General features: G+C 53.7%; 25 protein-coding genes. 8 read left to right on the top strand and 17 right to left on the bottom strand.

Going from position 1 to position 25,906, the window contains the following annotated elements; all coding sequences use genetic code 11:
- Positions 1 to 74: 74 nt before the first annotated feature.
- Entirely contained in the window at positions 75 to 641 is a 567-nt protein-coding gene (gmhB, locus tag ACB496_RS04100; RefSeq protein WP_371974521.1) for a D-glycero-beta-D-manno-heptose 1,7-bisphosphate 7-phosphatase, read from the bottom strand.
- Positions 642 to 829: 188 nt separating this feature from the next.
- Here gmhB and metN point away from each other — a divergent pair, with 188 nt between their 5' ends.
- The 6 genes from metN (at position 830) to proS (ending at position 6,409) form a co-directional block, all read left to right on the top strand.
- Positions 830 to 1,861, top strand: a complete 1,032-nt coding sequence (gene metN, locus ACB496_RS04095) for a methionine ABC transporter ATP-binding protein MetN (RefSeq protein WP_371974520.1) — start codon at positions 830 to 832, stop codon at positions 1,859 to 1,861.
- Complete coding sequence (locus ACB496_RS04090; RefSeq protein WP_003856130.1) at positions 1,854 to 2,507, top strand: methionine ABC transporter permease MetI; 654 nt, start codon at positions 1,854 to 1,856, stop codon at positions 2,505 to 2,507. The genes metN and ACB496_RS04090 overlap by 8 nt, the downstream gene beginning before the upstream one ends.
- A gap of 38 nt (positions 2,508 to 2,545) precedes the next feature.
- A complete protein-coding gene (metQ, locus tag ACB496_RS04085; protein WP_100777535.1) occupies positions 2,546 to 3,361 on the top strand; it encodes a methionine ABC transporter substrate-binding lipoprotein MetQ in 816 nt (271 codons plus the stop codon).
- 107 nt (positions 3,362 to 3,468) lie between these two features.
- Positions 3,469 to 3,873: an Rcs stress response system protein RcsF gene (rcsF, locus tag ACB496_RS04080; protein WP_107702212.1), complete on the top strand. Its 405-nt coding sequence runs from the start codon at positions 3,469 to 3,471 to the stop codon at positions 3,871 to 3,873.
- Positions 3,870 to 4,577 (top strand): tRNA (N6-threonylcarbamoyladenosine(37)-N6)-methyltransferase TrmO, encoded by a 708-nt coding sequence (tsaA, locus tag ACB496_RS04075; RefSeq protein ID WP_371974519.1) that lies wholly within the window; start codon positions 3,870 to 3,872, stop codon positions 4,575 to 4,577. The genes rcsF and tsaA overlap by 4 nt, the downstream gene beginning before the upstream one ends.
- A gap of 113 nt (positions 4,578 to 4,690) precedes the next feature.
- Positions 4,691 to 6,409, top strand: a complete 1,719-nt coding sequence (proS, locus tag ACB496_RS04070) for a proline--tRNA ligase (RefSeq protein WP_371974518.1) — start codon at positions 4,691 to 4,693, stop codon at positions 6,407 to 6,409.
- Between the two features lie 51 nt (positions 6,410 to 6,460).
- Here the strand turns inward: proS and nlpE are convergent, their stop codons facing one another.
- Genes nlpE through ACB496_RS04055 form a run of 3 tightly spaced genes read right to left on the bottom strand, consistent with a single transcriptional unit; the run spans position 6,461 to position 8,158 of the window.
- Complete coding sequence (gene nlpE / locus ACB496_RS04065) at positions 6,461 to 7,159, bottom strand: envelope stress response activation lipoprotein NlpE (RefSeq protein ID WP_371974517.1); 699 nt, start codon at positions 7,157 to 7,159, stop codon at positions 6,461 to 6,463.
- Between the two features lie 34 nt (positions 7,160 to 7,193).
- The gene (gene arfB / locus ACB496_RS04060) at positions 7,194 to 7,616 is read right to left on the bottom strand and encodes an alternative ribosome rescue aminoacyl-tRNA hydrolase ArfB (protein WP_100777540.1); all 423 of its coding nucleotides are present in this window, start codon (positions 7,614 to 7,616) and stop codon (positions 7,194 to 7,196) included.
- Positions 7,613 to 8,158, bottom strand: a complete 546-nt coding sequence (locus ACB496_RS04055; RefSeq protein ID WP_100777541.1) for a YaeQ family protein — start codon at positions 8,156 to 8,158, stop codon at positions 7,613 to 7,615. Before ACB496_RS04055 ends, arfB begins: the two co-directional genes overlap by 4 nt.
- A gap of 198 nt (positions 8,159 to 8,356) precedes the next feature.
- Here ACB496_RS04055 and ACB496_RS04050 point away from each other — a divergent pair, with 198 nt between their 5' ends.
- Together ACB496_RS04050 and rof are read left to right on the top strand one after the other, a co-directional pair.
- The gene (locus tag ACB496_RS04050) at positions 8,357 to 8,557 is read left to right on the top strand and encodes a YaeP family protein (protein WP_095280858.1); all 201 of its coding nucleotides are present in this window, start codon (positions 8,357 to 8,359) and stop codon (positions 8,555 to 8,557) included.
- Positions 8,544 to 8,804: a Rho-binding antiterminator gene (gene rof, locus ACB496_RS04045; protein ID WP_100777542.1), complete on the top strand. Its 261-nt coding sequence runs from the start codon at positions 8,544 to 8,546 to the stop codon at positions 8,802 to 8,804. Before ACB496_RS04050 ends, rof begins: the two co-directional genes overlap by 14 nt.
- Positions 8,805 to 8,832: 28 nt before the next feature.
- On the opposite strand, the gene tilS is transcribed toward rof, so the two are convergent.
- The 13 genes from tilS to rseP form a co-directional block, all read right to left on the bottom strand.
- Positions 8,833 to 10,119 (bottom strand): tRNA lysidine(34) synthetase TilS, encoded by a 1,287-nt coding sequence (tilS, locus tag ACB496_RS04040; RefSeq protein ID WP_371974516.1) that lies wholly within the window; start codon positions 10,117 to 10,119, stop codon positions 8,833 to 8,835.
- Positions 10,120 to 10,181: 62 nt separating this feature from the next.
- Complete coding sequence (locus tag ACB496_RS04035) at positions 10,182 to 10,571, bottom strand: VOC family protein (RefSeq protein ID WP_100777544.1); 390 nt, start codon at positions 10,569 to 10,571, stop codon at positions 10,182 to 10,184.
- Positions 10,572 to 10,629: 58 nt separating this feature from the next.
- A complete protein-coding gene (locus ACB496_RS04030) occupies positions 10,630 to 12,768 on the bottom strand; it encodes a lysine decarboxylase LdcC (protein ID WP_371974515.1) in 2,139 nt (712 codons plus the stop codon).
- 102 nt (positions 12,769 to 12,870) lie between these two features.
- Positions 12,871 to 13,830 (bottom strand): acetyl-CoA carboxylase carboxyl transferase subunit alpha, encoded by a 960-nt coding sequence (gene accA / locus ACB496_RS04025; protein WP_100777546.1) that lies wholly within the window; start codon positions 13,828 to 13,830, stop codon positions 12,871 to 12,873.
- Between the two features lie 12 nt (positions 13,831 to 13,842).
- Positions 13,843 to 17,325, bottom strand: coding sequence for a DNA polymerase III subunit alpha (gene dnaE / locus ACB496_RS04020; protein WP_371974514.1), 3,483 nt, complete (start codon positions 17,323 to 17,325; stop codon positions 13,843 to 13,845).
- Between the two features lie 38 nt (positions 17,326 to 17,363).
- Complete coding sequence (rnhB, locus tag ACB496_RS04015; RefSeq protein WP_102104634.1) at positions 17,364 to 17,960, bottom strand: ribonuclease HII; 597 nt, start codon at positions 17,958 to 17,960, stop codon at positions 17,364 to 17,366.
- Complete coding sequence (gene lpxB, locus ACB496_RS04010; RefSeq protein ID WP_181827358.1) at positions 17,957 to 19,105, bottom strand: lipid-A-disaccharide synthase; 1,149 nt, start codon at positions 19,103 to 19,105, stop codon at positions 17,957 to 17,959. Before lpxB ends, rnhB begins: the two co-directional genes overlap by 4 nt.
- A complete protein-coding gene (gene lpxA / locus ACB496_RS04005; protein ID WP_371974513.1) occupies positions 19,105 to 19,893 on the bottom strand; it encodes an acyl-ACP--UDP-N-acetylglucosamine O-acyltransferase in 789 nt (262 codons plus the stop codon). The genes lpxB and lpxA overlap by 1 nt, the downstream gene beginning before the upstream one ends.
- A gap of 3 nt (positions 19,894 to 19,896) precedes the next feature.
- Complete coding sequence (fabZ, locus tag ACB496_RS04000) at positions 19,897 to 20,352, bottom strand: 3-hydroxyacyl-ACP dehydratase FabZ (RefSeq protein WP_007373234.1); 456 nt, start codon at positions 20,350 to 20,352, stop codon at positions 19,897 to 19,899.
- A 104-nt stretch (positions 20,353 to 20,456) separates the two neighbouring features.
- Positions 20,457 to 21,482, bottom strand: a complete 1,026-nt coding sequence (lpxD, locus tag ACB496_RS03995; protein ID WP_100777551.1) for a UDP-3-O-(3-hydroxymyristoyl)glucosamine N-acyltransferase — start codon at positions 21,480 to 21,482, stop codon at positions 20,457 to 20,459.
- Positions 21,483 to 21,485: 3 nt separating this feature from the next.
- Entirely contained in the window at positions 21,486 to 21,980 is a 495-nt protein-coding gene (skp, locus tag ACB496_RS03990) for a molecular chaperone Skp (RefSeq protein ID WP_100777552.1), read from the bottom strand.
- A gap of 122 nt (positions 21,981 to 22,102) precedes the next feature.
- Positions 22,103 to 24,520: an outer membrane protein assembly factor BamA gene (bamA, locus tag ACB496_RS03985; RefSeq protein ID WP_102104632.1), complete on the bottom strand. Its 2,418-nt coding sequence runs from the start codon at positions 24,518 to 24,520 to the stop codon at positions 22,103 to 22,105.
- Between the two features lie 31 nt (positions 24,521 to 24,551).
- Positions 24,552 to 25,904 carry a sigma E protease regulator RseP gene (gene rseP, locus ACB496_RS03980; RefSeq protein WP_102104631.1) on the bottom strand — a complete coding sequence of 451 codons (1,353 nt, stop codon included), beginning with the start codon at positions 25,902 to 25,904 and terminating at the stop codon, positions 24,552 to 24,554.
- Between the last annotated feature and the right edge of the window lie 2 nt (positions 25,905 to 25,906).

The following is a 25,906-nucleotide window of genomic DNA, read 5'->3' as shown; positions in this document are numbered from 1 at the left end:
ATAGGGAGCTTCAGAGGAATGACAAGCGGAAAAATACATTTTTATTTCAACCGCTCATTTTTTCAACGTGACGCCTATTTTTGCTGCATTTTGAGCGCTTTTGGCAGGTCTGCAAGGCTATTCAGTACCAGATCTGCCGCGCTTTCAGCTTCTGGGGTAACCGGCTTACCGGTGCGAACTAATACTTTAGTGCCCACGCCTGCTGCTGTTGCCGCCTGCATATCTTCCAGTTTGTCGCCCACCATATAAGAAGAGGCCATATCAATGTGCAGGAATTCCTGCGCAGAGATAAACATCCCAGGATGAGGTTTACGGCAATCACATGTCTGGCGGTATTCTTCGACGGTCCCTTGCGGGTGATGCGGACAATAATAGATACCGTCCAGCTCTACATCCCGATCGGCCAGTGACCAGTCCATCCACTCGGTCAGCGTTTCGAATTGCGCTTCGGTAAATTTACCCCGGGCGATCCCCGACTGATTGGTCACCACCACCAGCGCATAATCCATCGCTTTAAGTTCGCGCATGGCGTCAATAACGCCGTCGATGAATTCGAACTCATCAATCTCATGCACATAACCGTGATCGACATTAATGGTGCCGTCACGATCGAGAAAAATTGCGGGTACTGATTTTGCCACGGGTTTGCTCCTGAAAAAGGCATGTGCCGCTATTATCTCATGTTTCACCGCGCAAGAAAGTGCTCATCGCGCACTGTTGGATTGATTTAGACGTCTGGATGCCTTAACATCCATTTTGTTTACGGTTGAACCCCGTATCTGGCAGAACAAAATGCCACGGCTAACTTACATACGATAAAAATAATCTAATGATTAAACTTTCCAATATCACCAAAGTGTTCCAGCAAGGAACCCGAACCATTCAGGCGCTGAACAATGTCAGCCTGCATGTTCCGGCTGGACAGATTTATGGCGTCATTGGCGCATCGGGTGCCGGTAAAAGTACGCTCATCCGTTGCGTTAACCTGCTCGAGCGTCCGACCGAAGGTAGCGTCCAGGTTGGCGGCCAGGAGCTGACCAAACTTTCCGAAAAAGAATTAACTCAGGCCCGTCGTCAGATAGGCATGATTTTCCAGCACTTTAACCTGCTGGCATCACGCACTGTTTTTGGTAACGTCGCACTTCCGCTGGAGCTGGACAACACGCCAAAAGAAGAAGTGAAACGCCGGGTAACCGAGCTGCTGGAGCTGGTTGGCCTGTCTGATAAGCATGACAGCTACCCGGCTAATCTGTCCGGTGGCCAGAAACAGCGCGTGGCGATTGCCCGTGCGCTGGCAAGCAACCCTAAAGTGCTGCTCTGCGATGAAGCCACCAGCGCACTGGATCCGGCAACCACCCGCTCTATTCTGGAATTATTGAAAGACATTAACCGTCGTCTCGGTCTGACCATCCTTCTTATTACTCATGAGATGGATGTCGTTAAGCGCATCTGCGACTGCGTTGCGGTAATCAGCAACGGTGAACTGATCGAGCAGGACACCGTCAGCGAAGTGTTCTCGCATCCGAAAACGCCCCTTGCCCAGCAGTTCATTCAATCCACTCTGCACCTGGATATTCCGGAAGATTATCTGGCGCGTTTAAAAGTGGGATCAGCTCCTGACAGCGTTCCAATGCTGCGCATGGAATTCACCGGTCAGTCCGTTGATGCCCCTCTGCTTTCCGAAACCGCACGCCGCTTTAATGTGAATAACAACATTATCAGCGCTCAGATGGATTACGCCGGTGGCGTGAAGTTCGGCATCATGCTGACGGAAATGCACGGAACACAAGAAGAGACGCAAGCCGCAATTGCCTGGCTGCAGGAACACCATGTAAAAGTAGAGGTACTGGGTTATGTCTGAGCCGATGATGTGGCTGCTGGTTCGCGGCGTTTGGGAAACGCTGGCAATGACCTTCGTATCAGGATTCTTTGGTTTTGTGATTGGCCTGCCGGTTGGCGTGCTGCTGTACGTCACGCGTCCAGGGCAAATTATCGAAAACGCGAAGCTTTACCGCACGCTCTCTGCGCTGGTAAACATCTTCCGTTCGATTCCTTTTATTATCCTGCTGGTGTGGATGATTCCATTTACTCGTGTCATCGTGGGGACATCGATTGGTCTGCAGGCTGCCATTGTGCCGCTGACCGTAGGCGCCGCGCCGTTTATCGCGCGTATGGTTGAAAATGCCCTGCTGGAAATTCCAACCGGTCTGATCGAAGCCTCTCGTGCCATGGGCGCGACGCCAATGCAGATCGTACGCAAAGTGCTGTTGCCCGAAGCGCTGCCAGGTCTGGTGAATGCGGCAACGATTACCCTTATCACGCTGGTCGGGTATTCCGCCATGGGCGGTGCTGTCGGGGCGGGCGGTCTGGGTCAGATCGGCTATCAATATGGTTATATTGGTTATAACGCTACCGTAATGAACACCGTTCTGGTATTGCTGGTTGTGCTGGTTTATCTCATTCAATTCTCTGGCGATCGCATCGTCCGGGCTGTTACTCACAAATAACGTTACACAACGCAAACTCGACGAATTAAGGATATAACATGACGTTTAAATTGAAGACCTTTGCTGCGGTAGGCGCACTGATCGGCTCCCTGGCTCTGGTGGGTTGCGGTCAGGATGAAAAAGATCCAAACCATATCAAAGTGGGCGTCATTGTTGGCGCTGAACAGCAGGTTGCAGAAGTTGCGCAGAAAGTCGCAAAAGAGAAGTATGGCCTGGACGTTGAGCTGGTAACCTTTAACGACTATGTTCTGCCGAACGAAGCGCTGAGCAAAGGCGACATCGATGCTAACGCCTTCCAGCACAAACCATATCTGGATCAGCAGATTAAAGACCGTGGCTACAAACTGGTTGCCGTAGCGAACACCTTCGTTTACCCAATTGCTGGCTACTCTAAAAAAATCAAATCTCTGGAAGAACTGCAGCCGGGTTCTCAGGTCGCGATTCCTAACGACCCAACCAACCTGGGCCGTTCCCTGCTGCTGCTGCAGAAAGTGGGGCTGATCAAACTGAAAGATGGCGTGGGCTTGCTGCCAACCGTGCTGGATGTGACTGAAAACCCGAAAAACCTGAAGCTGGTTGAGCTGGAAGCACCACAGCTGCCACGCTCTCTGGACGATGCGCAGATTGCTCTGGCAGTTATCAATACTACTTACGCCAGCCAGATTGGCCTGACACCAGCAAAAGACGGCATCTTTGTTGAAGACAAAGACTCCCCGTACGTTAACCTGATCGTGAGCCGCGAAGATAACAAAGACGCGGAAAACGTGAAAAAATTCGTTCAGGCATACCAGTCTGAAGAAGTTTACCAGGAAGCCAACAAAGTGTTTAACGGCGGCGCTGTTAAAGGCTGGTAATCTGACCTTTCTGTAATATCATTCAAGACGGGCGAAAGCCCGTCTTGTCATTTATGCAGGCAACTGATTCAATAACTGACGATTTGATTATTCATTGAGGAAATATTATGCGTGCTTTACCGATCTGTCTTTTAGCACTCATGCTGAGCGGCTGTTCAATGCTAAGCAGATCTCCTGTTGAACCTGTTAAAAGCACTGCAACCCCACCGAAGGTGGAGCCAGCAAAACCAAAACCGCCGCGTCCTGCGCCGGTAAAAATCTACACCAAAGCTGAAGATCTGATTGGCAAGCCATTCCGCGATCTGGGTGAAGTCACCGGTGAATCCTGCCAGGCCAGCAATCAGGACTCTCCGCCAAATATCCCAACGGCGCGTAAACGCCTGCAGATTAATGCCGCCAAAATGAAAGCCAACGCCGTCTTGCTGCACAGCTGTGAAGTTACCAGCGGTACGCCAGGCTGCTATCGTCAGGCTGTGTGTATGGGCAACGCCCTTAACGTCACGGCTAAATGAGTGCATTTCAGTTTGAGCAGATAGGTGTTATCCGCTCGCCTTATAAAGAGAAGTTTGCCGTGCCACGCCAGCCTGGTCTGGTCAAAAGCGGCGGCGGCGAACTTCACTTAATTGCCCCTTATAACCAGGCCGATGCGGTGCGTGGCCTGGAGGCATTCAGCCATCTGTGGGTGCTGTTTATCTTTCATCAAACGATGGAAGGTGGCTGGCGCCCGACGGTACGCCCTCCCCGACTGGGCGGGAATGCCAGAATGGGGGTGTTTGCCACGCGTTCGACCTTCCGCCCAAATCCTGTAGGCATGTCGCTCGTTGAGCTACAAGGCATTCGCTGCCAGAAGGATCAGGTGATTCTGCAGTTAGGCAGTCTGGATCTGGTCGACGGCACGCCCGTGGTGGATATCAAACCCTATCTGCCCTTTGCCGAAGCGCTGCCCGACGCTCGCGCGAGCTATGCCCAGCAGGCCCCAACGGCAGATATGCCCGTTGGATTCACGGCAGCGGTCTGCGCGCAGCTCCTGCATCTGGAAAAGCGTTACCCTCGTCTGAAGGATTTTATTGTCGACGTTCTGGCGCAAGATCCGCGACCCGCCTACAGAAAAGAGGAAGAGGCAGGCAAAACATACGCCGTCCTGTTGCTCGATTTTAACGTACGCTGGCGCGTCACCGAGGCAGGTTTTGAAGTCTTTGCGCTGGAAGAGCGCTAATTTTATTTTTCCTCTCTTTTGGCATCTTTGCCACACTGGTAAACTAAACCACTTTTTTTGTGTCAGTCTGACGTTTCAGCCTGGTCCAATCGTCGAAATGGAACCGTAACAACATGCGTACTAGCCAATATCTGCTCTCCACACTGAAGGAGACACCTGCCGACGCTGAAGTCATCAGCCACCAGCTGATGCTGCGCGCCGGGATGATCCGCAAGCTGGCCTCCGGGTTGTACACCTGGTTGCCGACCGGCCTGCGCGTCCTGAAAAAAGTCGAAAACATCGTGCGTGAAGAGATGAACAACGCCGGTGCTATCGAGGTGTCCATGCCTGTGGTTCAGCCCGCTGACCTGTGGATGGAAAGTGGTCGCTGGGAGCAGTACGGCCCGGAACTGCTGCGCTTTGTTGATCGCGGCGAGCGTCCGTTTGTGCTCGGCCCAACGCATGAAGAAGTGATCACTGACCTGATCCGTAACGAGCTGAACTCGTACAAACAGCTGCCGCTGAACTTCTTCCAGATCCAGACCAAGTTCCGTGACGAAGTTCGCCCGCGTTTCGGCGTGATGCGTTCCCGCGAATTCCTGATGAAAGATGCCTACTCTTTCCATACCTCACAGGAATCCCTGCAGGAAACTTACGACGTGATGTACGGTGCCTACAGCAAAATCTTCTCCCGTATGGGTCTGGATTTCCGCGCTGTACAGGCTGATACCGGTTCAATCGGCGGTAGCGCCTCCCACGAATTCCAGGTGCTGGCTCAGAGCGGCGAAGATGATGTGATCTTCTCCGATACCTCTGACTACGCGGCGAATATCGAATTTGCCGAAGCGCTGGCACCTGCCACTCCGCGCGCAGCGGCGACCGAAGAGATGAAACTGGTCGACACGCCAAACGCGAAAACCATCGCCGAGCTGGTTGAGCAGTTCAATCTGCCGATTGAGAAAACGGTGAAAACGCTGCTGGTGAAATCCGTTGAAGGTAGCGCGTATCCGCTGGTTGCCCTGCTGGTTCGTGGCGATCACGAGCTGAACGAAGTGAAAGCCGAAAAACTGCCGCAGGTCGCAAGCCCGCTGACATTTGCTACCGAAGCGGAAATCCGCGCGGTGATTAATGCAGGTCCAGGTTCACTGGGTCCGGTTAATCTACCGGTTCCAGTCGTTATCGACCGTACCGTTGCCGCCATGAGCGATTTCTCTGCTGGCGCTAACATCGACGGTAAGCACTACTTTGGCATCAACTGGGATCGCGACACTGCGACGCCAGAAGTGGCGGATATCCGTAACGTGGTTGCCGGCGATCCAAGCCCGGACGGCCAGGGTCATCTTCAGATTAAACGCGGTATCGAAGTGGGCCATATCTTCCAGCTGGGGACGAAGTACTCCCAGGCGCTGAACGCAGCCGTTCAGGGTGAAGACGGTCGCAACCAGATCCTGACCATGGGTTGCTACGGTATCGGTGTGACGCGCGTTGTGGCTGCTGCCATTGAGCAGAACCACGACGAGCGCGGCATCGTCTGGCCAGACAATATCGCGCCGTTCCAGGTAGCAATTTTGCCAATGAACATGCACAAGTCTTACCGTGTTCAGGAACTGGCTGAGAAACTGTACAGCGAACTGCGCGCGCAGGGCATCGAAGTGCTGATGGACGACCGTAAAGAGCGTCCGGGCGTGATGTTTGCGGATATGGAACTGATCGGTATCCCACACACAGTCGTCATCGGCGACCGTAACCTCGACAGCGACGAGATTGAATACAAATACCGACGCAGCGGCGAGAAGCAGATGATCAAGACTGGCGACATTCTTGATTACCTGGTGAAAGCCATCAAAGGTTAAGACATAAAAAACCCCGCCTCGGCGGGGTTTTCTTTTACGTCTGATTCAGACTTACTTACTGTCGCAGTCTTTACCCGCCACAAACTTCGCATTCTTATCCGTTACCAGCGTTTTGACCATCTCACCGCTGTCCGGGTTCGGCTCCAGCGTGAAGTGACCGTCCACCGTCAACAGTACCGGCTTGCTGTCATTCCCGCGCGCCACGGCATAATCACGTTCCAGCTGGGCATTATTCGCGACACTCACTTTTTTGCCTGTTACACAGTCGGTGAAGACCGCTGCATCCGCCATGTAGAAATACATGCCGCGCATTGCCATTGGGGTGGACGGCAGCGCTGCTTTAACTGGTGCAAGGGTGTAATTAAACTGGGACTCGATTGGATTCCCTTCTCGATCCAGCATCTCCATGCCTTCGCCTTTGGCACGGAAATAGGTTTTCTCGCCTTCAGCATCCGTCAGCACCAGCTTCTCAGCCGTGCGTGCCCAATTGCCATAAGATGCAAAGGAAGAGGGCTCTTTCGCGCCCTGATAGCGCTGGTTCATGACCCATGAACCGTCCTTTTCCAGGAACAGAGTCGTTTCAATACCTTCACAGTCTGCGCACGGCAGAACGCCGCGCCAGCTCTGCTGCATCGGCTTCAACTCTTCGGAGTGCGTCGGTTGCAGAGTCTGCATCTCGGCGCGGTTGTTACACCCTATTAATGCAAACAGTGTGGACGCGGCCAACACTGACAATATCGCTTTATTCACGATGAATTCCTTATAACAATGTAATCCTGGTACGTTATTCCTGGGGCCGACGTACTTTTCCACGCAGTGATTTTACGGTGGATTTCTGCGCTTTTGATGACAATCGGCGCTCTTTCGACGCCCGCGTCGGTCGTGTGGCGCGGCGGCTTTTTTGCACCGCCGTAAGCTCCTGTATGACCGCCACCAGCCGGGAAAGTGCGGCTTCGCGATTCAAATCCTGGCTGCGGTACTCTTGCGCCTTAATAATGATGACGCCATCGCTGGTAATCAGATGATGGCTGGCAGCCAGCAGGGCTTCTTTATAGGACTCTGGCAGGCTGGAGGCCCGAATGTCAAAGCGCAGATGAATCGCCGTTGAGGCTTTATTTACATGCTGGCCGCCCGCCCCCTGAGCCCGGATCGCGGTAATTTCCAGCTCATTATCAGGAATGGTAACGGTTCGGGACACCACAATCATGACGGGGATTGCCACGCAGTCAGATGAATTTCCAGATTATTCTGAGCATCAGACAGCCAGATTGCCCCATCCTGAATCGTCGCCTGCAGTGCCATCGTACGGGTGGCAAACGCGGTCAGTTGCGCCAGCTGTTCGTCATCCAGATACCATACCGACAGGTGCGAATACTGCGCGCATTTACGCTGGTTTTGCTGCCACCAGATCTCCGCAGCACGCTGATTATAGGCGAAAATCGCGACTTCAGCCGCCTGAGTGCAGGCCTTTTTGATACGACGCTCGTCCGGCAGACCCAGTTCGATCCACAAATCGATACCCATATGATCGTTACGCAGCCAGGCTTCCGGCTCTTCTTCAGCGCTCAAACCACGCGTAAATTGCAGGCGTTCATTGGCGTACTTAATCCACGCCAGCAGGCGCAGCATCATGCGCTCCTGCGTTTCGGACGGGTGACGGGCCAGCGTTAACGACGCATCGAGAAACTGGTTGCGGTCAAGGTCAGCTACGTTGACTACCGCTTTATAAATTGTCGCTTTCAGCGCCATGAGAGAACTCCATTCGAATCAGGTGCCCATTGTAGCGAAATTCCGGCCAAAAGGCTGTTACGCAGCGGCGAATCTCAGCAATATCAAGGCGCTGATATTGCTTGAATGAGTATGGTATAGTCACCTTGCTAAACCGAGTTTATCTTCGTAGGCTTAAGTGTATCTCACAGTAACGTCAGTGCGCTGGCAGGAGGGGATGTGGAAAATTATTGTGAGTTAATTCGCAAAAGGTATGCGGAAATTGCCAGCGGAGATCTGGGGTATATCCCGGATGCGTTGGGCTGTGTATTGAAAGTGCTGAATGAAGTGGCGTCGGACGCCAGCCTTTCAGAATCGGTCAGGGAAAAAGCGGCGTATGCTGCTGCGAATTTACTGGTGAGCGATTATGTCAATGAATGATACCTATCAACCCATCAACTGTGATGACTACGATAACCTCGAGCTTGCCTGCCAGAATCACCTGATCCTGGCGCTGGCCTTAAAAGACGGCGAGGAGCTGAAAGCAAAAGCGAGTGACCTTGTATCACGTAAGAACGTTGAATATCTGGTCGTCGAAGACGCAGGTGCAACGCGTGAACTTCGTCTCGATAAAATTGCCAGCTTTAGTCATCCGGATATCGGCACCGTCGTGGTGAGCGAATCCTAATTCCTTTTAACGGGCAGCTCACTGCCCGTTACGCTTTCCGCTCGAAACTCACACCCTGTTCCGCCCAGCCTTCCTGCGTGATAAACACGCCCGCCGCCGCAATCAAGTTTTCGCCATAAAAAAGCAGGGGCGTGGAATCACGTCGCCAGGGCGGGATATGGCACTCCTGCCAGATTTTTTTCAGCTTGCGCCCGCCGTTGCGACCCACAATGTGTAAATTCCCGCTGGCCTTAAAACGGATCGTTACCTTTTCACCCGCTTCCGGCAGCCGTACATTCCCGGCACCTTCAAGACAAACCTGGCCCGCGCCCTGCGGCAGTTCCCGTGGCTCAAGGATGTTGTCCCACGGAAGGATTTCATCGGCCAGTGACGGCTGATGCTTGATCCACCAGAGCTGCTCTTTGTAGCGTCTCAGTTCAAAATCGTTAAAGCGTAAGCACGGATTGGCATCTTCGCGCGCCTGCACGATCTCTTCCCAGATGCGGTTGAGCATGTCGCGCGAGGGCATCTGGGCATTATGACCGGCCAGCCAGCGTCGCAGCAGCGCTCCACGGCGCACCGCGCTCATCGCCTGCAGCGGCGCAATGCGCAGCGCTCGCTCTTGCGACATCAGGCTCTCCAGCTCTTCGCTGAGGAGTTCATCCAGCAAGCTCTCCTGCTCTGCGCATAATTTCGCACTCCTTGCCGTCGCCTCGGCAAAATGCGGCCAACGCTGAGAAAGTTCGGGCAAAATGCGCAGGCGCAGGAAGTTCCGGTCGTAGGCGTCATCCTGATTACTTTCATCTTCAATCCAACGAAGATTATGTTCCTGCGCCCAGCGCTCCAGTGAAGCGCGGGTTTCCCCCAGCAATGGGCGTAATAAGTGCGTACCGGCAAATTCACTGCACTCAGCCATCGCGGATAATCCTGCCGGGCCGCTGCCACGTTTGAGCGCTAATAAGAAGGTTTCACACTGATCGTCGAGATGCTGCGCCGTGACAATCGCTTCGCCGGGCAGAAGTGATTTCTCAAAGGCAGCATAGCGCGCTTTCCGTGCCTGAGCTTCAGTCCCGAGACCTTCATCCAACAGCGTCACACGTTCAATCAAAAGCGGGATATTCCAGGCCAGGCAAAGCGACTCGCAGTGAGCGACCCACTCATCGGCAAAGGGACTCAGCCCGTGATGAATATGAATCGCGCGGATTTGCACATCCGATTCCTGTTCGCGCCATAGCATCAGTCGGTGCAGCAGGACGGTTGAATCCAGGCCACCGCTAAAGCCCACCAGCAGCTGGCGGTAAGGAGAAACTGACTGGGCAATCGCAGGTTGGGTCATAGCGGAATTCACAGAGAGACAATGCCCGGAAAATTACCGAGCATTGTCATGGATGGCAAGCATTACTGCTGATAAAGCTCCAGCGGCAAACCGTCCGGATCGTTGAAGAACGTAAAGCGCTTGTCGGTAAAGGGATCGATGCGAATGGCTTCGCACTTCACGCCATGCGCGTCGAGATGCTGCACCGCCTGCTCGATATCCCCTACGCTGAAGGCCAGATGGCGAAGCCCACAGGCTTCAGGCCGCGACGGGCGTGCTGGCGGGAAAGGAAATGAGAAAAGCTCAATCACATATTGCCCGTTCAACGCCAGGTCACCTTTCCACGAATCACGCTCGGCGCGATACGCTTCGCTCATCAGCGTGAACCCGAGAATGTCGCAATAAAATGCCTTACTTTTGGCATAGTCAGTCGCAATGATCGCAATATGGTGAACCTGTTTTAAACCCAGCATAGCCTCTCCTTTTTATGAGGAGTAAACGTTACAACCGAGCCCCCTGGCACGCAAGGGCTCAGCTATTTTTTAAGACTCGCACCCAGTAGCCGCCGTTTTCATCGCGTTTCGCCCCGTGAATGTCGGTCTCAAACCCGGGATAGTGCCGCCCCACCGAGCACAGCATCAGCAGGAAATCGAGCACAGCCCGGCTTTGTTCGGTAATCATCTCGCCCGGCATCAAAAGCGGAACGCCTGGCGGATAAGGCAGGATCATATTCGCCGATATGCGTCCCACCAGATTTTCCAGCTCGATAGTTTCCACTTCCCCTTTCACCTGACGTTGCCAGGCTTTGTGCGGCGTCAGTTTCATTTCAGGTAAAACGTCAAACGCCTGTAGCATTAACCGGGGCAGATCGTGCTGGCGGATCAGCTTGTGGATCCCCTGAGCCAGATCCTGGATCCGCATGTTGCGGTAGAAATCTGGATCTTCGGCATACAGATCCGGCAGCATATTTTTTACCCGCAGATTGAGATCGTAGGCACGTTTGAACTCCATCAGTCCCCGTAATAGCCCCATTGCGCGGGTTTTATCGATGCCAATACTGAACAAAAATAGCAGATTGTACGGCCCGGTTTTCTCCACCACTACGCCGCGCTCATCGAGGAATTTCGCCACCAGCGCCGCGGGAATGCCGTCATCGCTCATCGTCCCCTGCTCATCCATTCCCGGCGTCAGAATGGTGACTTTTACCGGATCGAGGAACATATGATCCGCATCAGCATCGCGGAATCCATGCCAGCTCTCGCCTGGCGCGACGGACCAGCACTCCGCTTCATCAATCTCCTCCGGCTGCCAGATATCAAAGAACCAGCCGTCGGCTTCGTCTTTGAGTCGCTGGACCTCTTTGCGGAAATGGAGCGCTCGCTCCACCGAACGATTGATCAAGCGTTTGCCCGGATTCCCCCTCAGCATCGCGGCTGCCGTTTCAATCGAGGCCACCAGCGGATAGCTCGGCGATGTGGTGGTGTGCATCATAAAGGCTTCGTTGAAGGTCTCTTCGTCGTATTCACCCTTAATGTGGATCAACGATGCCTGCGAGAACGCCGCCAGCATCTTGTGCGTCGACTGGGTTTCGAAGAACACTTTGCCCGGCACCCGCTCACCGCTCATTCCGCTTTTGCCCGCATAGATCGGGTGGAAATTTGTGTAAGGAACCCAGGCGGAATCAAAGTGGATCGAGGGGACATCCAGCGTCTGTTTGATCCAGTTAGTGTTGTATAGCAGCCCGTCGTAGGTCGAGTTGGTGATCACGGCGTGAATGGGCCAGCTCGCCCCCTCAACAGATGCGACTTTTTGTTCTATGGCGGCGTGGGAAAACTCCCTGCGTGGAATGCCCCCCAGGATGCCTAACGCATTTCGCGTCGGCGACAGCCAGAGCGGGACGACATCGCTCATCATCAGCAGATGGGCCAGCGATTTGTGACAGTTGCGATCAATCAGCAGCGTACTTCCGGCCGGGGCGGCGTACATCCCGACAATCTTATTGGAAGTCGACGTGCCGTTCGTCACCATATAACTCTGCTCGGCGCCGAAGGTGCGGGCAATATACTCTTCCGCCTCTAGGTGCGGGCCGGTGTGATCCAGCAGCGATCCCAGCTCTGTGACCGAAATCGAGACATCCGCTTTCAGCGTGTTGCCGCCAAAGAAATCGTAGAACAGGCAGCCCACCGGGCTTTTCTGATACGCCGTACCCGCCATATGGCCCGGCGTGCAGAAGGTGTATTTGCCCTCTTTTACGTAATTGAACAGCGCGCGGGTAAAAGGAGGCGTGATGTTATCGAGATACTCATGCGTGTATTGCTCGATGCGCGTCGCAATATCGTCGGCAGCGCCGAGGGCATACTCAAAAAACCACAGCGCCATGCGCATATCATGAGCGCTGACATCCATCGTCGAATGGGTATTGATAAAGGCGTACAGCGGCAGATATTCATTAAGTTGATTGATATCGCTGCACAGCTCCAGGTCGTACTCATCCCAGTCGAAAACGACGCCACAGATGCGCGGATTGTGTTCGATAACCTTTAGCAGATCGGCGCTGTTGTTCGGCCAGATAAGCTGAAATCCGCGGGACTGCAGTGATTTTTCCAGCTCCTTGATGGGCTCGTCTTTATAAAAGACGCCATGTGGACCCATGATAGCAATGATGTTCATGGTCTACCTCCTTGAAAAACATTAGATAAGCATAGCCGAGGTAAACGGCAGGTATAAAAAAAGCCGCAACAGTGTGCGGCTTTTAAGATTTATGTGTGCAACTTACGCGTAACCGTAGCTCATCAGGCGCTGATAGCGACGGTTGAGCAGGTCTTCTTTGCTCAGCACATCGAGATCGGCCAAATCAGCCAGCAGCTGCGCCTTAAGGGAAGCGGCCATCACTTCCGGCTTACGGTGCGCGCCACCCAGTGGTTCTGGGATCACGGTATCGATCAGTTTCAGCTCTTTCAGACGTGGTGCGATGATACCCATTGCTTCCGCTGCCAGCGGCGCTTTGTCTGCGCTCTTCCACAGAATGGACGCACAGCCTTCAGGGGAGATAACGGAATAGGTGCTGTACTGCAGCATATTCACTTTATCGCCCACGCCGATAGCCAGTGCGCCACCGGAACCGCCTTCACCGATCACGGTACAAATCACCGGAACGGACAGACGCGACATTTCACGCAGGTTACGTGCGATAGCTTCAGACTGACCGCGCTCTTCTGCACCAACACCTGGGTATGCACCCGGGGTGTCGATAAAGGTCACGATCGGCATGTTAAAGCGCTCTGCCATTTCCATCAGGCGCAGGGCCTTACGGTAGCCTTCCGGCGCTGGCATCCCAAAGTTACGACGGATTTTCTCTTTGGTTTCACGGCCTTTCTGATGACCAATGATCATCACCGGGCGACCGTCCAGGCGAGCGATACCGCCAACAATGGCTTTGTCGTCAGCATAAGCGCGATCGCCTGCCAGTTCGTCAAATTCATCAAACGCCAGGCGGACATAATCCAGGGTGTACGGGCGCTGTGGATGACGAGCCAGCTGGGCAATCTGCCATGCGCCGAGATCGGCAAAGATTTTGCGCGTCAGTTCTACGCTTTTTTCACGCAGACGATGCACTTCTTCGTCGATGTTAATATCCAGTTTTTCATCCTGACGGCTTACCGCTGTCAAAGAATCGATTTTCGCTTCCAGCTCTGCAATCGGCTGTTCGAAATCAAGGAAATTCAGACTCATAGTATTCCTGTATTAGTCAAACTCCAGTTCCACCTGCTCCGAACCAATGAGGCCACGGAGATCGTTAAGTAAACGATCGCTCGGAGAGACACGCCACGTTGCACCAAAGCGCAACCGCGCGCGTGCATCCGCCCTCTGATAGTAGAGATGTACTGGAATGGTCCCCGATCGATGGGGTTCCAGAGACTGACGGAGTCGGTTTAAAAGCTGGTCATCAATTTGCCTGTCCGTCAGCGAGATAGCAAGCCCGCGAGCATATTTTTCCCGGGCTTCGTCAATATCCATCACTTCACGGGCCATCATTTTAAGCCCGCCGCTGAAGTCATCAAAGCTGACCTGTCCGCTGACGATAAGTATGCGGTCGTTTTCCAGCAAATGCTGGTATTTTTCCAGCGCTTCGGTGAATAACATCACCTCCAGCCGCCCGGAACGGTCATCCAGCGTACAGATGCCGATGCGATTACCGCGCTTGGTGACCATAACCCGCGCAGCAATGACGAGCCCCGCCACCGTGGTCATTTTACCACGTTCTGTCGGATGCATGTCTTTTAGCCTGTAGCCTCCGACATAGCGCTCAATTTCTTTCAGATACTGGTTGATCGGGTGCCCCGTCAGGTACAACCCTAACGTCTCACGCTCCCCTTCCAGCACCGTATGTTCCGGCCACGGCTGGCAGTTGGCATATGATTGCTCAATTTGCTCAGGCTCTTCTGCCAGCACGCCAAACATATCCGCCTGACCGATCGCTTCCGCTTTTGCGTGCTGATCGGCGGCTTTCAGCGCATCGGCGAGGGAATTCATCAGCGCTGCGCGATGCGGCCCGAGGCGGTCAAACGCCCCGGACATAATCAGTTTTTCCAGCACCCGGCGGTTCAGCTTTTTAGTGTCGGTACGGGCACAGAGATCGAAAAGCTCGCGGAAGTAACCGCCATTGTTACGCGCTTCGATAATGGCTTCGATTGGACCTTCGCCTACGCCCTTGATGGCGCCAATCCCGTAGACAATTTCGCCGTCGTCGTTGACGTGGAAATGGTACATCCCGGCGTTAATATCAGGAGGCAGGATTTTCAGCCCCATGCGCCAGCATTCGTCGACCAGGCCGACCACTTTCTCGGTGTTATCCATATCGGCGGTCATTACGGCCGCCATAAATTCTGCCGGGTAGTGCGCTTTCAGCCACAGGGTTTGATACGAAACCAGCGCATAAGCAGCAGAGTGCGATTTGTTAAATCCGTAACCAGCGAATTTCTCTACCAGGTCAAATATTTTTATCGCCAGCTCACCGTCAACGCCACGGCTTTTCGCACCCTCTTCAAAGGTGCCGCGCTGCTTGGCCATCTCTTCCGGCTTTTTCTTACCCATCGCACGACGCAGCATATCCGCGCCGCCAAGGGTGTAGCCGGAAAGCTCCTGAGCAATCTGCATCACCTGTTCCTGGTACAGAATAATGCCGTAGGTTGGCTCAAGAACGGGTTTCAGACACTCGTGCTGCCACTGGACGTCAGGGTAAGAGATCTCTTCGCGACCATGCTTACGGTCGATAAAGTTATCTACCATCCCTGACTGCAACGGCCCCGGACGGAACAGGGCCACCAGTGCGATCATATCTTCGAAGCAGTCGGGCTGAAGACGTTTAATCAGATCTTTCATGCCGCGCGATTCAAGCTGGAATACCGCTGTGGTTTCCGAGCGCTGCAGCATGTCGAAGCTTTTCTTATCATCGAGCGGGATGGCGGCGATATCAATCGGCTCCAGGCCCTGTTTGGCCCGGCGCGGGTTAATCATCTTCAGCGCCCAGTCGATGATAGTGAGCGTTCGCAAACCAAGGAAGTCGAACTTCACCAGGCCCGCGTACTCTACGTCGTTCTTATCAAACTGGGTGACCGGATGTTGCCCTGATTCATCGCAATACAGCGGGGCAAAATCGGTGATTTTAGTCGGCGCGATGACCACGCCACCGGCGTGTTTACCGGCGTTACGCGTGACACCTTCCAGCTTGCGCGCCATGTCGATCAGCGCTTTCACCTCTTCGTCAGCTTCGTAGATTTCCGGCAGCTGAGGTTCCGCTTCAAAGGCTTTCGCCAGCGTCATACCTGGATCAGGTGGCACCAGTTTGGAGATGCGATCGACAAAACCGTACGGATGGCCGAGGACGCGCCCCACGTCGCGGATAACCGCTTTCGCCGCCATCGTACCGAAGGTAATAATCTGCGATACCGCGTCACGACCGTACATGTCCGCAACGTGCTCAATCACCTGGTCGCGTTTCTCCATGCAGAAGTCAACGTCGAAGTCGGGCATCGAAACACGTTCCGGGTTAAGGAAACGTTCAAACAGCAGGTCGAATTCCAGCGGATCGAGGTCGGTGATTTTGAGCGCGTAGGCGACAAGTGAACCCGCACCGGAACCACGCCCAGGGCCGACCGGCACGCCGTTATCCTTCGACCACTGGATAAACTCCATAACGATCAGGAAGTAGCCGGGGAACCCCATCTGGTTGATCACCTGGAGTTCAATATCCAGACGCTCATCGTAGGCCGGACGTTTTTCGGCGCGTTCGGCCGGATCCGGGAACAGGAATTCGAGACGCTCTTCCAGACCCTCTTTCGATTTCACCACGAGGAAATCTTCGGTGGTCATATCACCGGTCGGGAATTGCGGCAGGAAGTATTCGCCTAAACGAACAGTGACGTTACAACGGCGGGCAATTTCGACGCTGTTTTCCAGCGCTTCCGGAATGTCGGCAAACAGCTCACACATTTCGTCTTCGTTGCGCATGTACTGCTGCGACGAATAGTTACGCGGACGCTTGGGATCGTCGAGAGTAAAACCATCGTGGATGGCCACGCGGATCTCGTGCGCATCAAAGTCGCCAGGCTCAAGGAAACGCACGTCGTTGGTCGCGACGACGGGCAGACCGCGTTCTTCCGCAAGGGCCACCGCCGCATGCAGATAGCTTTCTTCATCAGGACGACCGGTGCGGATCAGCTCAAGATAGAAACGATCCGCGAAGTGTTCTTCATAAAATGCAACGCACTGATCCACCAATGCGCTGTTGCCGCGCAGCAGGCTTTTGCCCACATCGCCCAGGCGGCCACCGGAGATCAGCAGTAAGCCTTCGTTCAGTTCTGCCAGCCACTCGCGATCGATCCACGGACCCGCCGCGCCGTAGCCGCGCTGGTAGGCGCGGGAAATCAGCAGCGTCAGGTTCTGGTAGCCGGTGTTATTCATGGCTAACACGGAAATCTGCGTCAGCTCATCGCCGATCAAATCGCACTGGACGTGAAAATCCGCGCCGACAATCGGCTTCAGGCCGGAGCCGTGCGCCGTTCCGTAGAACTTCACCAGACCGCATAAGTTGGTGAAATCGGTGATCGCCAGCGCAGGCATGCCAAGGGAGGCCGCCTTTTTTACCAGCGGCCCGGTCTTCGCCAGCCCATCAATCATGGAGTAGTCGCTATGCACCCGCAGGTGTACGAAACGTGGTTCAGCCATCTTCAGATTCCGCGTTACTTAATTGCTTGCGTATTGATTCAGGACACCAGTCCCAGTGCGCGTTTCACCGGACCAAAACTGCGCCGATGATGTTCAGTTGCGCCGTGTTCAGCCAGTCTTTCCAGATGGAAAGCGGTTGGATACCCCTTGTGCTGGGCAAAGCCATACTGGGGAAAGGTGAGGTCCAGCGCGGCCATTTCGGCATCGCGCGTGACTTTGGCAATGATAGACGCTGCGCTGATTTCAGCCACACGGCTATCGCCCTTCACCACCGCCATCGACGGCATAGGCAGCGCAGGACAGCGGTTTCCGTCGATCAGCACATATTCAGGGACAATATTCAGCCCGGCAACGGCACGCTGCATCGCCAGCATCGTGGCATGCAAAATGTTCAGCGTGTCGATCTCTTCTGGCTCGGCGCGGCCTAAGCTCCACGCCAGCGCTTTTTCTTTAATCTCATCGAACAACGCCAGACGGCGTTTTTCAGACAGCTTTTTTGAGTCGTTCAGCCCGACAATCGGGCGAGCCGGATCGAGGATCACGGCAGCGGTCACTACCGCACCTACCAGCGGACCGCGTCCGACTTCGTCCACACCCGCAACCAGGTGCGTGTGAGGGTAAACAAATTCCATCATTTTGCTAACTCCAGCACCGCATCAGCCGCCTGCTCATCGGCATTACAGCGGATCTGCTGATGCAACTCCCGGAAAGTGTCATGCATCTGGTGGCTGGTTTTGCCGTCTGCCAGCAAGGGCAGCAGCGCATCAGCTAATGCCTGAGGCTGACACTCATCCTGCAGTAACTCTTTCACCAGCTCGCGCCCGGCAAGCAGGTTAGGTAATGAGACATAATCCGTCTTCACCAGACGTTTCGCCAGCCAGAAGGTGAACGGCTTCATGCGATAACCCACTACCATCGGACATTTCGCGAGCATGCATTCCAGCGCCGCAGTTCCCGAGGCCAGCAGCGCAGCGTCGCTGGCGAACATCGCCTCGCGGCCTTTGCCATCCAGAAGGTGGATGTGCAGATCAGGGGCCACTTCGGCTTTGATACGCTCGAACTGCTCGCGGCGTTTGGCATTTACCAGCGGCACAACGACTTCAAGATCGGGGTAAGTCTGGCGAAGGATTTGCGCCGTTTTCAGGAAATCGGCGCTGAGCATTTCCACTTCAGCACCGCGGCTCCCTGGCAACAGGGCCAGGCAGTGGGCGTCGTGAGGAATGCCAAGAATATCGCGCGCCGCGTTTTTATCCGGATCCAGCGGCATGGCGTCTGCCATGGTGTGGCCGATAAAGCGGCAGGGAACATTGAATCTATCGTAAAACGCTTTTTCGAAAGGCAGAAAAGCAAGCACCAGATCGGTCGATCTGCCTATTTTGAAAACACGTTTCTGTCGCCACGCCCAGACGGACGGACTGACGTAGTGGATCGTTTTGATACCCTGCTTTTTCAGGTTCCCTTCGAGGGTAATATTGAAATCAGGGGCATCGATCCCGACGAACACATCGGGTTTGAGATCGGTAAAACGACGGGTGAGATCGGCACGGATGTGCAGCAGGCGGCGCAAACGGCCTAGCACTTCAACAATGCCCATCACCGCCAGCTCTTCCATTTCGTACCAGGCTTCACAGCCTTCGGCCTGCATCAGCGGGCCTGCCACGCCGACAAAGCGGGCATTGGGTACGCGAGCCTTGAGTGCGCGGATAAGACCTGCACCAAGAATATCGCCGGAGGTTTCTCCGGCGACCAGGGCTATCGTTAATGGACGAGTGTCGACCATTAACGGATCAGACCGCGAGTTGAGCGTTCAAAAAACTCGGTGAACGCTTTCACTTCAGGGTGCTGTTCTGCCAGCTCTGCAACGTCTGGCTTGGCCTCTTCCAGCGTTTTGCCGCTACGGTACAACAGTTTGTACGCGTTGCGGATCGCGGTAATCGCTTCGCGGCTAAAGCCACGACGCTTGAGACCTTCAATGTTGACGCCAAACGGCGTCGCATGGTTGCCCTGCGCAATCACATACGGTGGGACATCCTGCGCCACACCGGAGCAACCGCCGACCATCACGTGTGCACCAATGATGCAGAATTGATGGACTGCGGTCATGCCGCCAATGATTGCGAAATCGTCAACCGATACGTGTCCTGCCAGCGTTGCGTTGTTGGCGAGGATACAGCGGCTGCCCACAGTACAGTCGTGCGCGATATGCGCGTTGACCATAAAGAGGTTGTCGCTGCCCACCTTCGTCAATCCACCACCCTGTACTGTGCCACGATGAATGGTGACGCTTTCGCGAATGCGGTTGCGATCGCCGATTTCCACACGGGTCGGTTCGCCAGCATATTTCAGATCCTGGTTCACTTCGCCAATGGAGGCAAACTGATAGATCTCATTATCGCGGCCAATAGTCGTATGACCATTCACCACCACGTGAGATTTCAGTACGGTACCCTCGCCAATAACGACATGGGGTCCGACAATACAAAAAGGACCAATGTGGGCGTTAGCACCAATAACGGCGCCCTCTTCCACAATGGCGGTTGGATGAATAAAGGCGGATTTATCAATCACGTATCAGGCCTCCCGGCTACGCGCACACATCATGGTCGCTTCGCAAACAACTTTGCCGTCAACCAGCGCAACGCCTTTGAAGCGCGTCAGGCCACGGCGCGTTTTTTCAAAAGTCACTTCCATGATCATCTGATCACCAGGCACGACTGGGCGCTTAAAGCGCGCTTCATCAATACCCGCGAAGTAATACAGTTCACCTGGCTCCAGTTTACCGACGCTTTTAAACGCCAGAATACCGGTAGCCTGTGCCATCGCTTCCAGGATCAACACACCCGGGAAGATAGGTTTACCAGGGAAATGTCCCTGGAAGAATGGCTCATTTACAGAGACATTTTTCACTGCGCGCAGAAAACGACCTTCTTCAAAATCCAGCACACGATCTACCAGCAAAAACGGGTAGCGGTGCGGCAGAAGCTCTAAAATCTCTTCAATATGCAGAGTATGAGTGTCGGTAGTCAAAATACTCTTCCTGTCAAAATTTACTGAATAGCAATAATAACACGGCCTGCCGGTTTATAAGAAAGCCGACAGGCCGGGAAATTTAGCGTTATAGGGATGAACGTTTAGTCTTGTTGATCGATTTTGCGCTCAATCGCTTTGAGACGCTTGCTCATATCATCAATGTTCATCACCAGAGCTGCGGTTTTACGCCACACTTTGTTCGGTTGCAGCGGAATGCCGGAGGAGTAGACACCAGGCTCAGTGATAGGACGCATCACCATACCCATGCCTGTCACCGTGACCTTGTCGCATATTTCCATATGCCCGTTAATCACGCTGGCACCACCGATCATGCAGTAACGGCCAATTTTCAGACTGCCTGCCATGATCACGCCACCTGCAACAGCTGTATTGTCGCCAATCACAACGTTATGCGCAATCTGACATTGGTTATCAATGATAACACCATTACCAATGATGGTGTCGTCGAGGGCACCGCGGTCAATCGTTGTGCATGCGCCGATCTCAACGCGATCGCCGATAATTACCCGGCCGAGCTGAGGGATCTTAATCCAGTTACCACGATCGTTGGCATAACCAAACCCATCCGAACCGATCACGGTACTGGACTGGATCAGGCAATTTTCGCCGATTTCGATCTCATGATAGACGGTCACATTGGCCCACAAACGGGAGCCTGCACCAATTTTAGTCTGTTTACCCACGAAACAACCCGCGCCAATCACCACGTTATCACCGAGAACAACATCGGATTCGATAACGGCGTTCGGGCCAATTGCAACGTTATTACCCAGCTTCGCCGTCGGATCAATAACTGCACTGGCAGCAATGTTCTGCGCCGGCTGCGGCGTGGTATCAAGAATTTGAGCCATACGCGCGTAAGTCAGGTAGGGATTTTTTACTACCAGTGCGCTTGTCGTGGCAAACGGAAGGTCGTCCTGCGTCAGAACGACAGCAGACGCCTGGCATTGAGCCAGGTGCTCACGGTACTTCGGGCTTACCATGAACGTTATTGTGCCTGCTTTAGCAGATTGCATGGACGCAACAGCGGTGATGACGATATCGCCATCACCGTGTAATTCTGCATCCAACTGCTGAGCGAGATCAGCCAGTCGAATTGAAGGCATTACTTATTTAACCTGTTTCAGTACATCAGCAGTGATGTCTTTCACATCGCTACTGTTGAAAGCAACGGCATTCGCATCAACAACCAGATCGATGTTCTGATCGGCTGCAACAGCTTTCACAGCAGACTGAATACGAGTTACCAGTTTGCCACGCTCTTCGTTAGAACGACGCTGACGATCCTGCTCGAAAGCCTGTGCTTTCTGAGAGAAAGTCTGACGCTGAGCCATTACGTCTTTTTCCAGCTTGCTACGGTCGCTCGCTTTCATGGTAGAACCATCACGCTGCAGACGCTGCATTTTGGACTGAAGATCGTTTTCCATACCTTGCAGTTCACCAGCACGGCCTTTAAATTCGTTTTCCAGAGTCGCAGAAACACCCGTTTTCTGGGCTACCTGCTGGAAAAGATTACCCATGTTGACGATTGCAATTTTGTCCGCTGCCTGAGCAGAAGTCACCATTGCCAAACCCAGACCTGCAGCTAATAACCACTTTTTCACAATAAACTCCTTACCATCCCATTGGTACCCGAAGGTACCGTTCTTTGCGTGGCAAGGCGATCGTCTATGCGATCGCCGGTTGTCAGCGCTACACTGCCAACGCATTCCATTGCAACGGATAATTACCAGGTTTTACCAATGTTAAACTGGAACTGTTCCGCTTTGTCTCCATCGTATTTCTTAAACGGCTGGGCGTAGGAGAAGACCAACGGCCCCAACGGTGACATCCATTGTAATGCGATACCTGCAGACATGCGAATGTTGCTCGGATCGCTGTAATCCGGCACACCTTCTGCTTTCATCTGTGCAGTGTTATCCCAGTTGGTATCCCACACGGTACCCGCATCCCAGAAGAACGAGGTACGCACAGAGTTCGCATACTTATCGCTGATGAACGGCGTAGGCGTAATGATCTCCAGGCTGGCGACGCCCATGGCGTTACCGCCCACCGCGTCATCAGAGCTACAGACTTCTGACGAAGACTTCTTATCACAGTTATCAGAGTCGTTGCCGCCGTAGTACACCGCTTTCGGACCAATGTTATTGGACTGGAAACCACGTACTGTGCTGGAACCACCGGCATAGAAGTTCTCATAGAATGGCAACTCTTTGCCACCTAAGCCATCACCGTAACCCCAACGTGTACGACCGAGTACAACCCACTTGTGATCCTCATCAATTGGGAAGTAAGACGCCGTGTCCAGCGTAACTTTGTAGAACTCGTTATCAGAACCCGGAACGGTCACTTTACCGTTCAGGTTGACGCGAGAACCCGCTGTCGGGAAGAAACCACGGTCAAGGCGGTTATACGTCCAACCGTAGTTGAAGGTGAAGTCATCTGCAGCGAAACCGTTGTTGTCGCTGGAGGTGCTCGCCGACTGACCGATAGAGTCCAGATAACGCCACATTGCCACCTGCGGTTGCATATTGGACAGGTCGTTATGCACGTAACCTAAACCAGCACGCAGGGTGTTGTATTCGTTAATCGGGAAGCCAAGCGTGCCATCCACACCGTAACTTTTGTTGGTGTACGAGGACAGGTCCGCATCGTCTGCTTTAAAGTCGTTATAGAAAATACGACCGCCCAGGCTCACACCGTCAACGGTGAAGTATGGGTTAGTAACAGAGAACTCGGAATAGGTCTGGTAGTCGTTCTTGGTACCGTTGATACCAACGGAATAGCCCGTACCTAACCAGTTATCCTGCTGAACGCCGACCTGGAAACTCACGCCACTTTCGGTGCCGTAACCCACGCCGAAGTTGAAGCTACCGGTGTTACGCTCTTTCACCTTGTAAACCACGTCTACCTGATCCGGGCTGCCTGATACGCGCTGTGTATCGGTATCGACCGTTTCGAAGTAACCCAGACGGTTCAGACGCTCTTTACCTTGGTCAACGAGGTCGCTGCCCAACCATGCGCCTTCCATCTGGCGCATTTCGCGACGCAGTACGGAGTCTTTGGAGGTATCGTTACCTTCAAAGCGAATTTTACGCACATAGAAACGGTTACCCGCATCCACGTTAACGTGGAGCTTAACGGTTTTATCCGTGTCGTTGATTTCTGGCTGAGTCTGTACGCGCGGGTAGGCATAACCATAACGGCCGAGCAGCTTTTTAATGCCGTCTTCCATTTTGGTTACTTTCGCGCCGCTATACAGTTCACCCGGTGCAAGCTTGGTCAGACTCTCGATCTCAGCGGAATGACCCGCCAGGTTTCCGCTTACTTCAACACCGGAAAGCTTGTACTGATCGCCTTCAGTGATGTTAACCGTAATGTAGATACCTTTCTTGTCCGGAGTCAGACTGACCTGAGTAGAGTCAATGTTGAAACGGGCATAACCGCGGTCCAGATAGTAGCTACGCAGGGTTTCGAGATCGCCCGCCAGCTTCTGTTTCTGGTATTTACGATCGCCGACTACGTTCCACCACGGCACTTCATCGCGCAGCTGGAAGGTAGAGATCAGCTCGTCCGTACTGAACGCGTGGTTGCCCACGATGTTGATCTGCTGGATCTTCGCTGAAACGCCTTCCTGGAAGACGAGTTTCAGATCGACGCGGTTACGCGGCAGCGGAGTGACAACGGCTTTGACGCTCGCACTGTACTTACCAACGCTGTAGTAGAAATCTTCCAGTCCTTTTTCGATGTCGGACAGGGTTGTGCGGTCCAGAGATTCACCCACACGAACACCAGATGCTTCAAGGTTTTGCTTGAGCATATCGTCTTTCACCGATTTGTTACCGGAGAAAGTGATACTGGCAATCGTCGGGCGTTCTTTCACCTGAACCAGCAGCGTATCACCATCGCGCAAGACGCGAACGTCCTCAAAGTTGCCAGTGGCAAACAGTGCACGAATGGTGTTACTGATATCTTCATCATTAACCGTGTCGCCCTGGCGAACTGGCATACTGAGGAGGGCCGCACCGACGGCGACACGCTGAAGACCTTCGAAATGAATATCCTTCACTACGAAACCTTCAGCACCGTATACGGTTGCGCTGCTAAACAGCAGCGACGCTATGAGCAACTTTTTCATCGCCATCGTTATTATGCATTCTTCCTAACTATCTCTCTTACAACCGAGAGAAATCATTGAAAAGCGCAAGCCCCATTAACAGCACTAGCAGTATCGAGCCAATGCGATAACTAAAGTCTTGAACTCGCTCGGATACCGGTCCACCTTTTAGCTTTTCGATCGCTAAAAACAGCAGATGCCCCCCGTCTAATACGGGAAGCGGGAACAGGTTGATTATCCCGAGGTTCACGCTAATGAGCGCGAGAAACATGAGATAGTAAATCACCCCGAATTCCGCTGACATCCCAGCCCCTTGAGCGATAGAAATCGGCCCACTGAGGTTGTTCAGTTTTACGTCACCGGTAATCAATTTCCCCAACATGTTGACCGTCAGCTTCATCAGTTGCCATGTTTTATCCGTGGCTTCAAGGATGGCGCTGAACGGCCCATACTGGCGTATTGTCTTGTACTCATCTGGCAGCGGAATCACTTTGGGCACTACGCCCGCAAATCCTTCTGCCTTACCACCACCCGGCTTGGTGTCCGGGATTAGCGTCAAGGAGAGCGGACTCCCCTGTCGTTCGATCTCAACTGCCAGCGGTGTGCCAGGATTATCGCGCACCAGAATAACAAACGTCATCCATTGTGTTAACGGTTGACCATCGACTTTAACGATCCTGTCGCCCGCTTGCAAACCTGCTTTACTCGCCGCCGAATCAGCCTGCACTTCAGCTAACACCGGTTCGATCTGCGCACCGCGTGGGCGAATGCCCAATGCCGCAACCGGATCTTCTTTATCTGGCTCAAACGCCCAGTGACGCAAATCGAGGACTTTGTCCTGACGCTGACTGGCACCAAAGGGTGAAACAGTGATGGTGGTCTGATCATCGCCGATTTTAGAAACCAATTGCAGCCTGACAGCTTCCCAATCAGGGGTTTCGATACCATCGATCGCTTTAAGTTCCATGCCCGGTGCAATTTGCGCCGTCGCGGCGATGGAGTTGGCGGTTATTTCACCAACAACCGGACGAACACCAGGGACACCGATGATAAACACCAGCCAATAGGCGAAGATGGCGAAGATGAAGTTCGCTACCGGACCGGCAGCAATGATGGCGGCGCGCTGGCCGACGGTTTTGTTGTTGAAGGCGTAGTGGCGCATCTCAGGCGCAACAGGCTCTACGCGCTCATCCAGCATTTTCACGTAGCCGCCGAGCGGGATCAGCGCAATAACAAACTCAGTACCATGGCGGTCAGTGCGACGCCAAAGCGCTTTACCGAAGCCAATCGAAAAACGCTCGACCCGCACACCGCAACGCCGCGCAACCCAGAAATGGCCAAATTCGTGCACAGTGATGAGTACACCAAGTGCAACAATGAACGCCGCCAGATTCCATAGGATGCTCAGCATAA

The organism is Lelliottia nimipressuralis, from assembly GCF_041464075.1.
Lineage (GTDB): Bacteria > Pseudomonadota > Gammaproteobacteria > Enterobacterales > Enterobacteriaceae > Enterobacter > Enterobacter nimipressuralis.
This window is presented reverse-complemented; position numbering and strand designations above follow the sequence as displayed.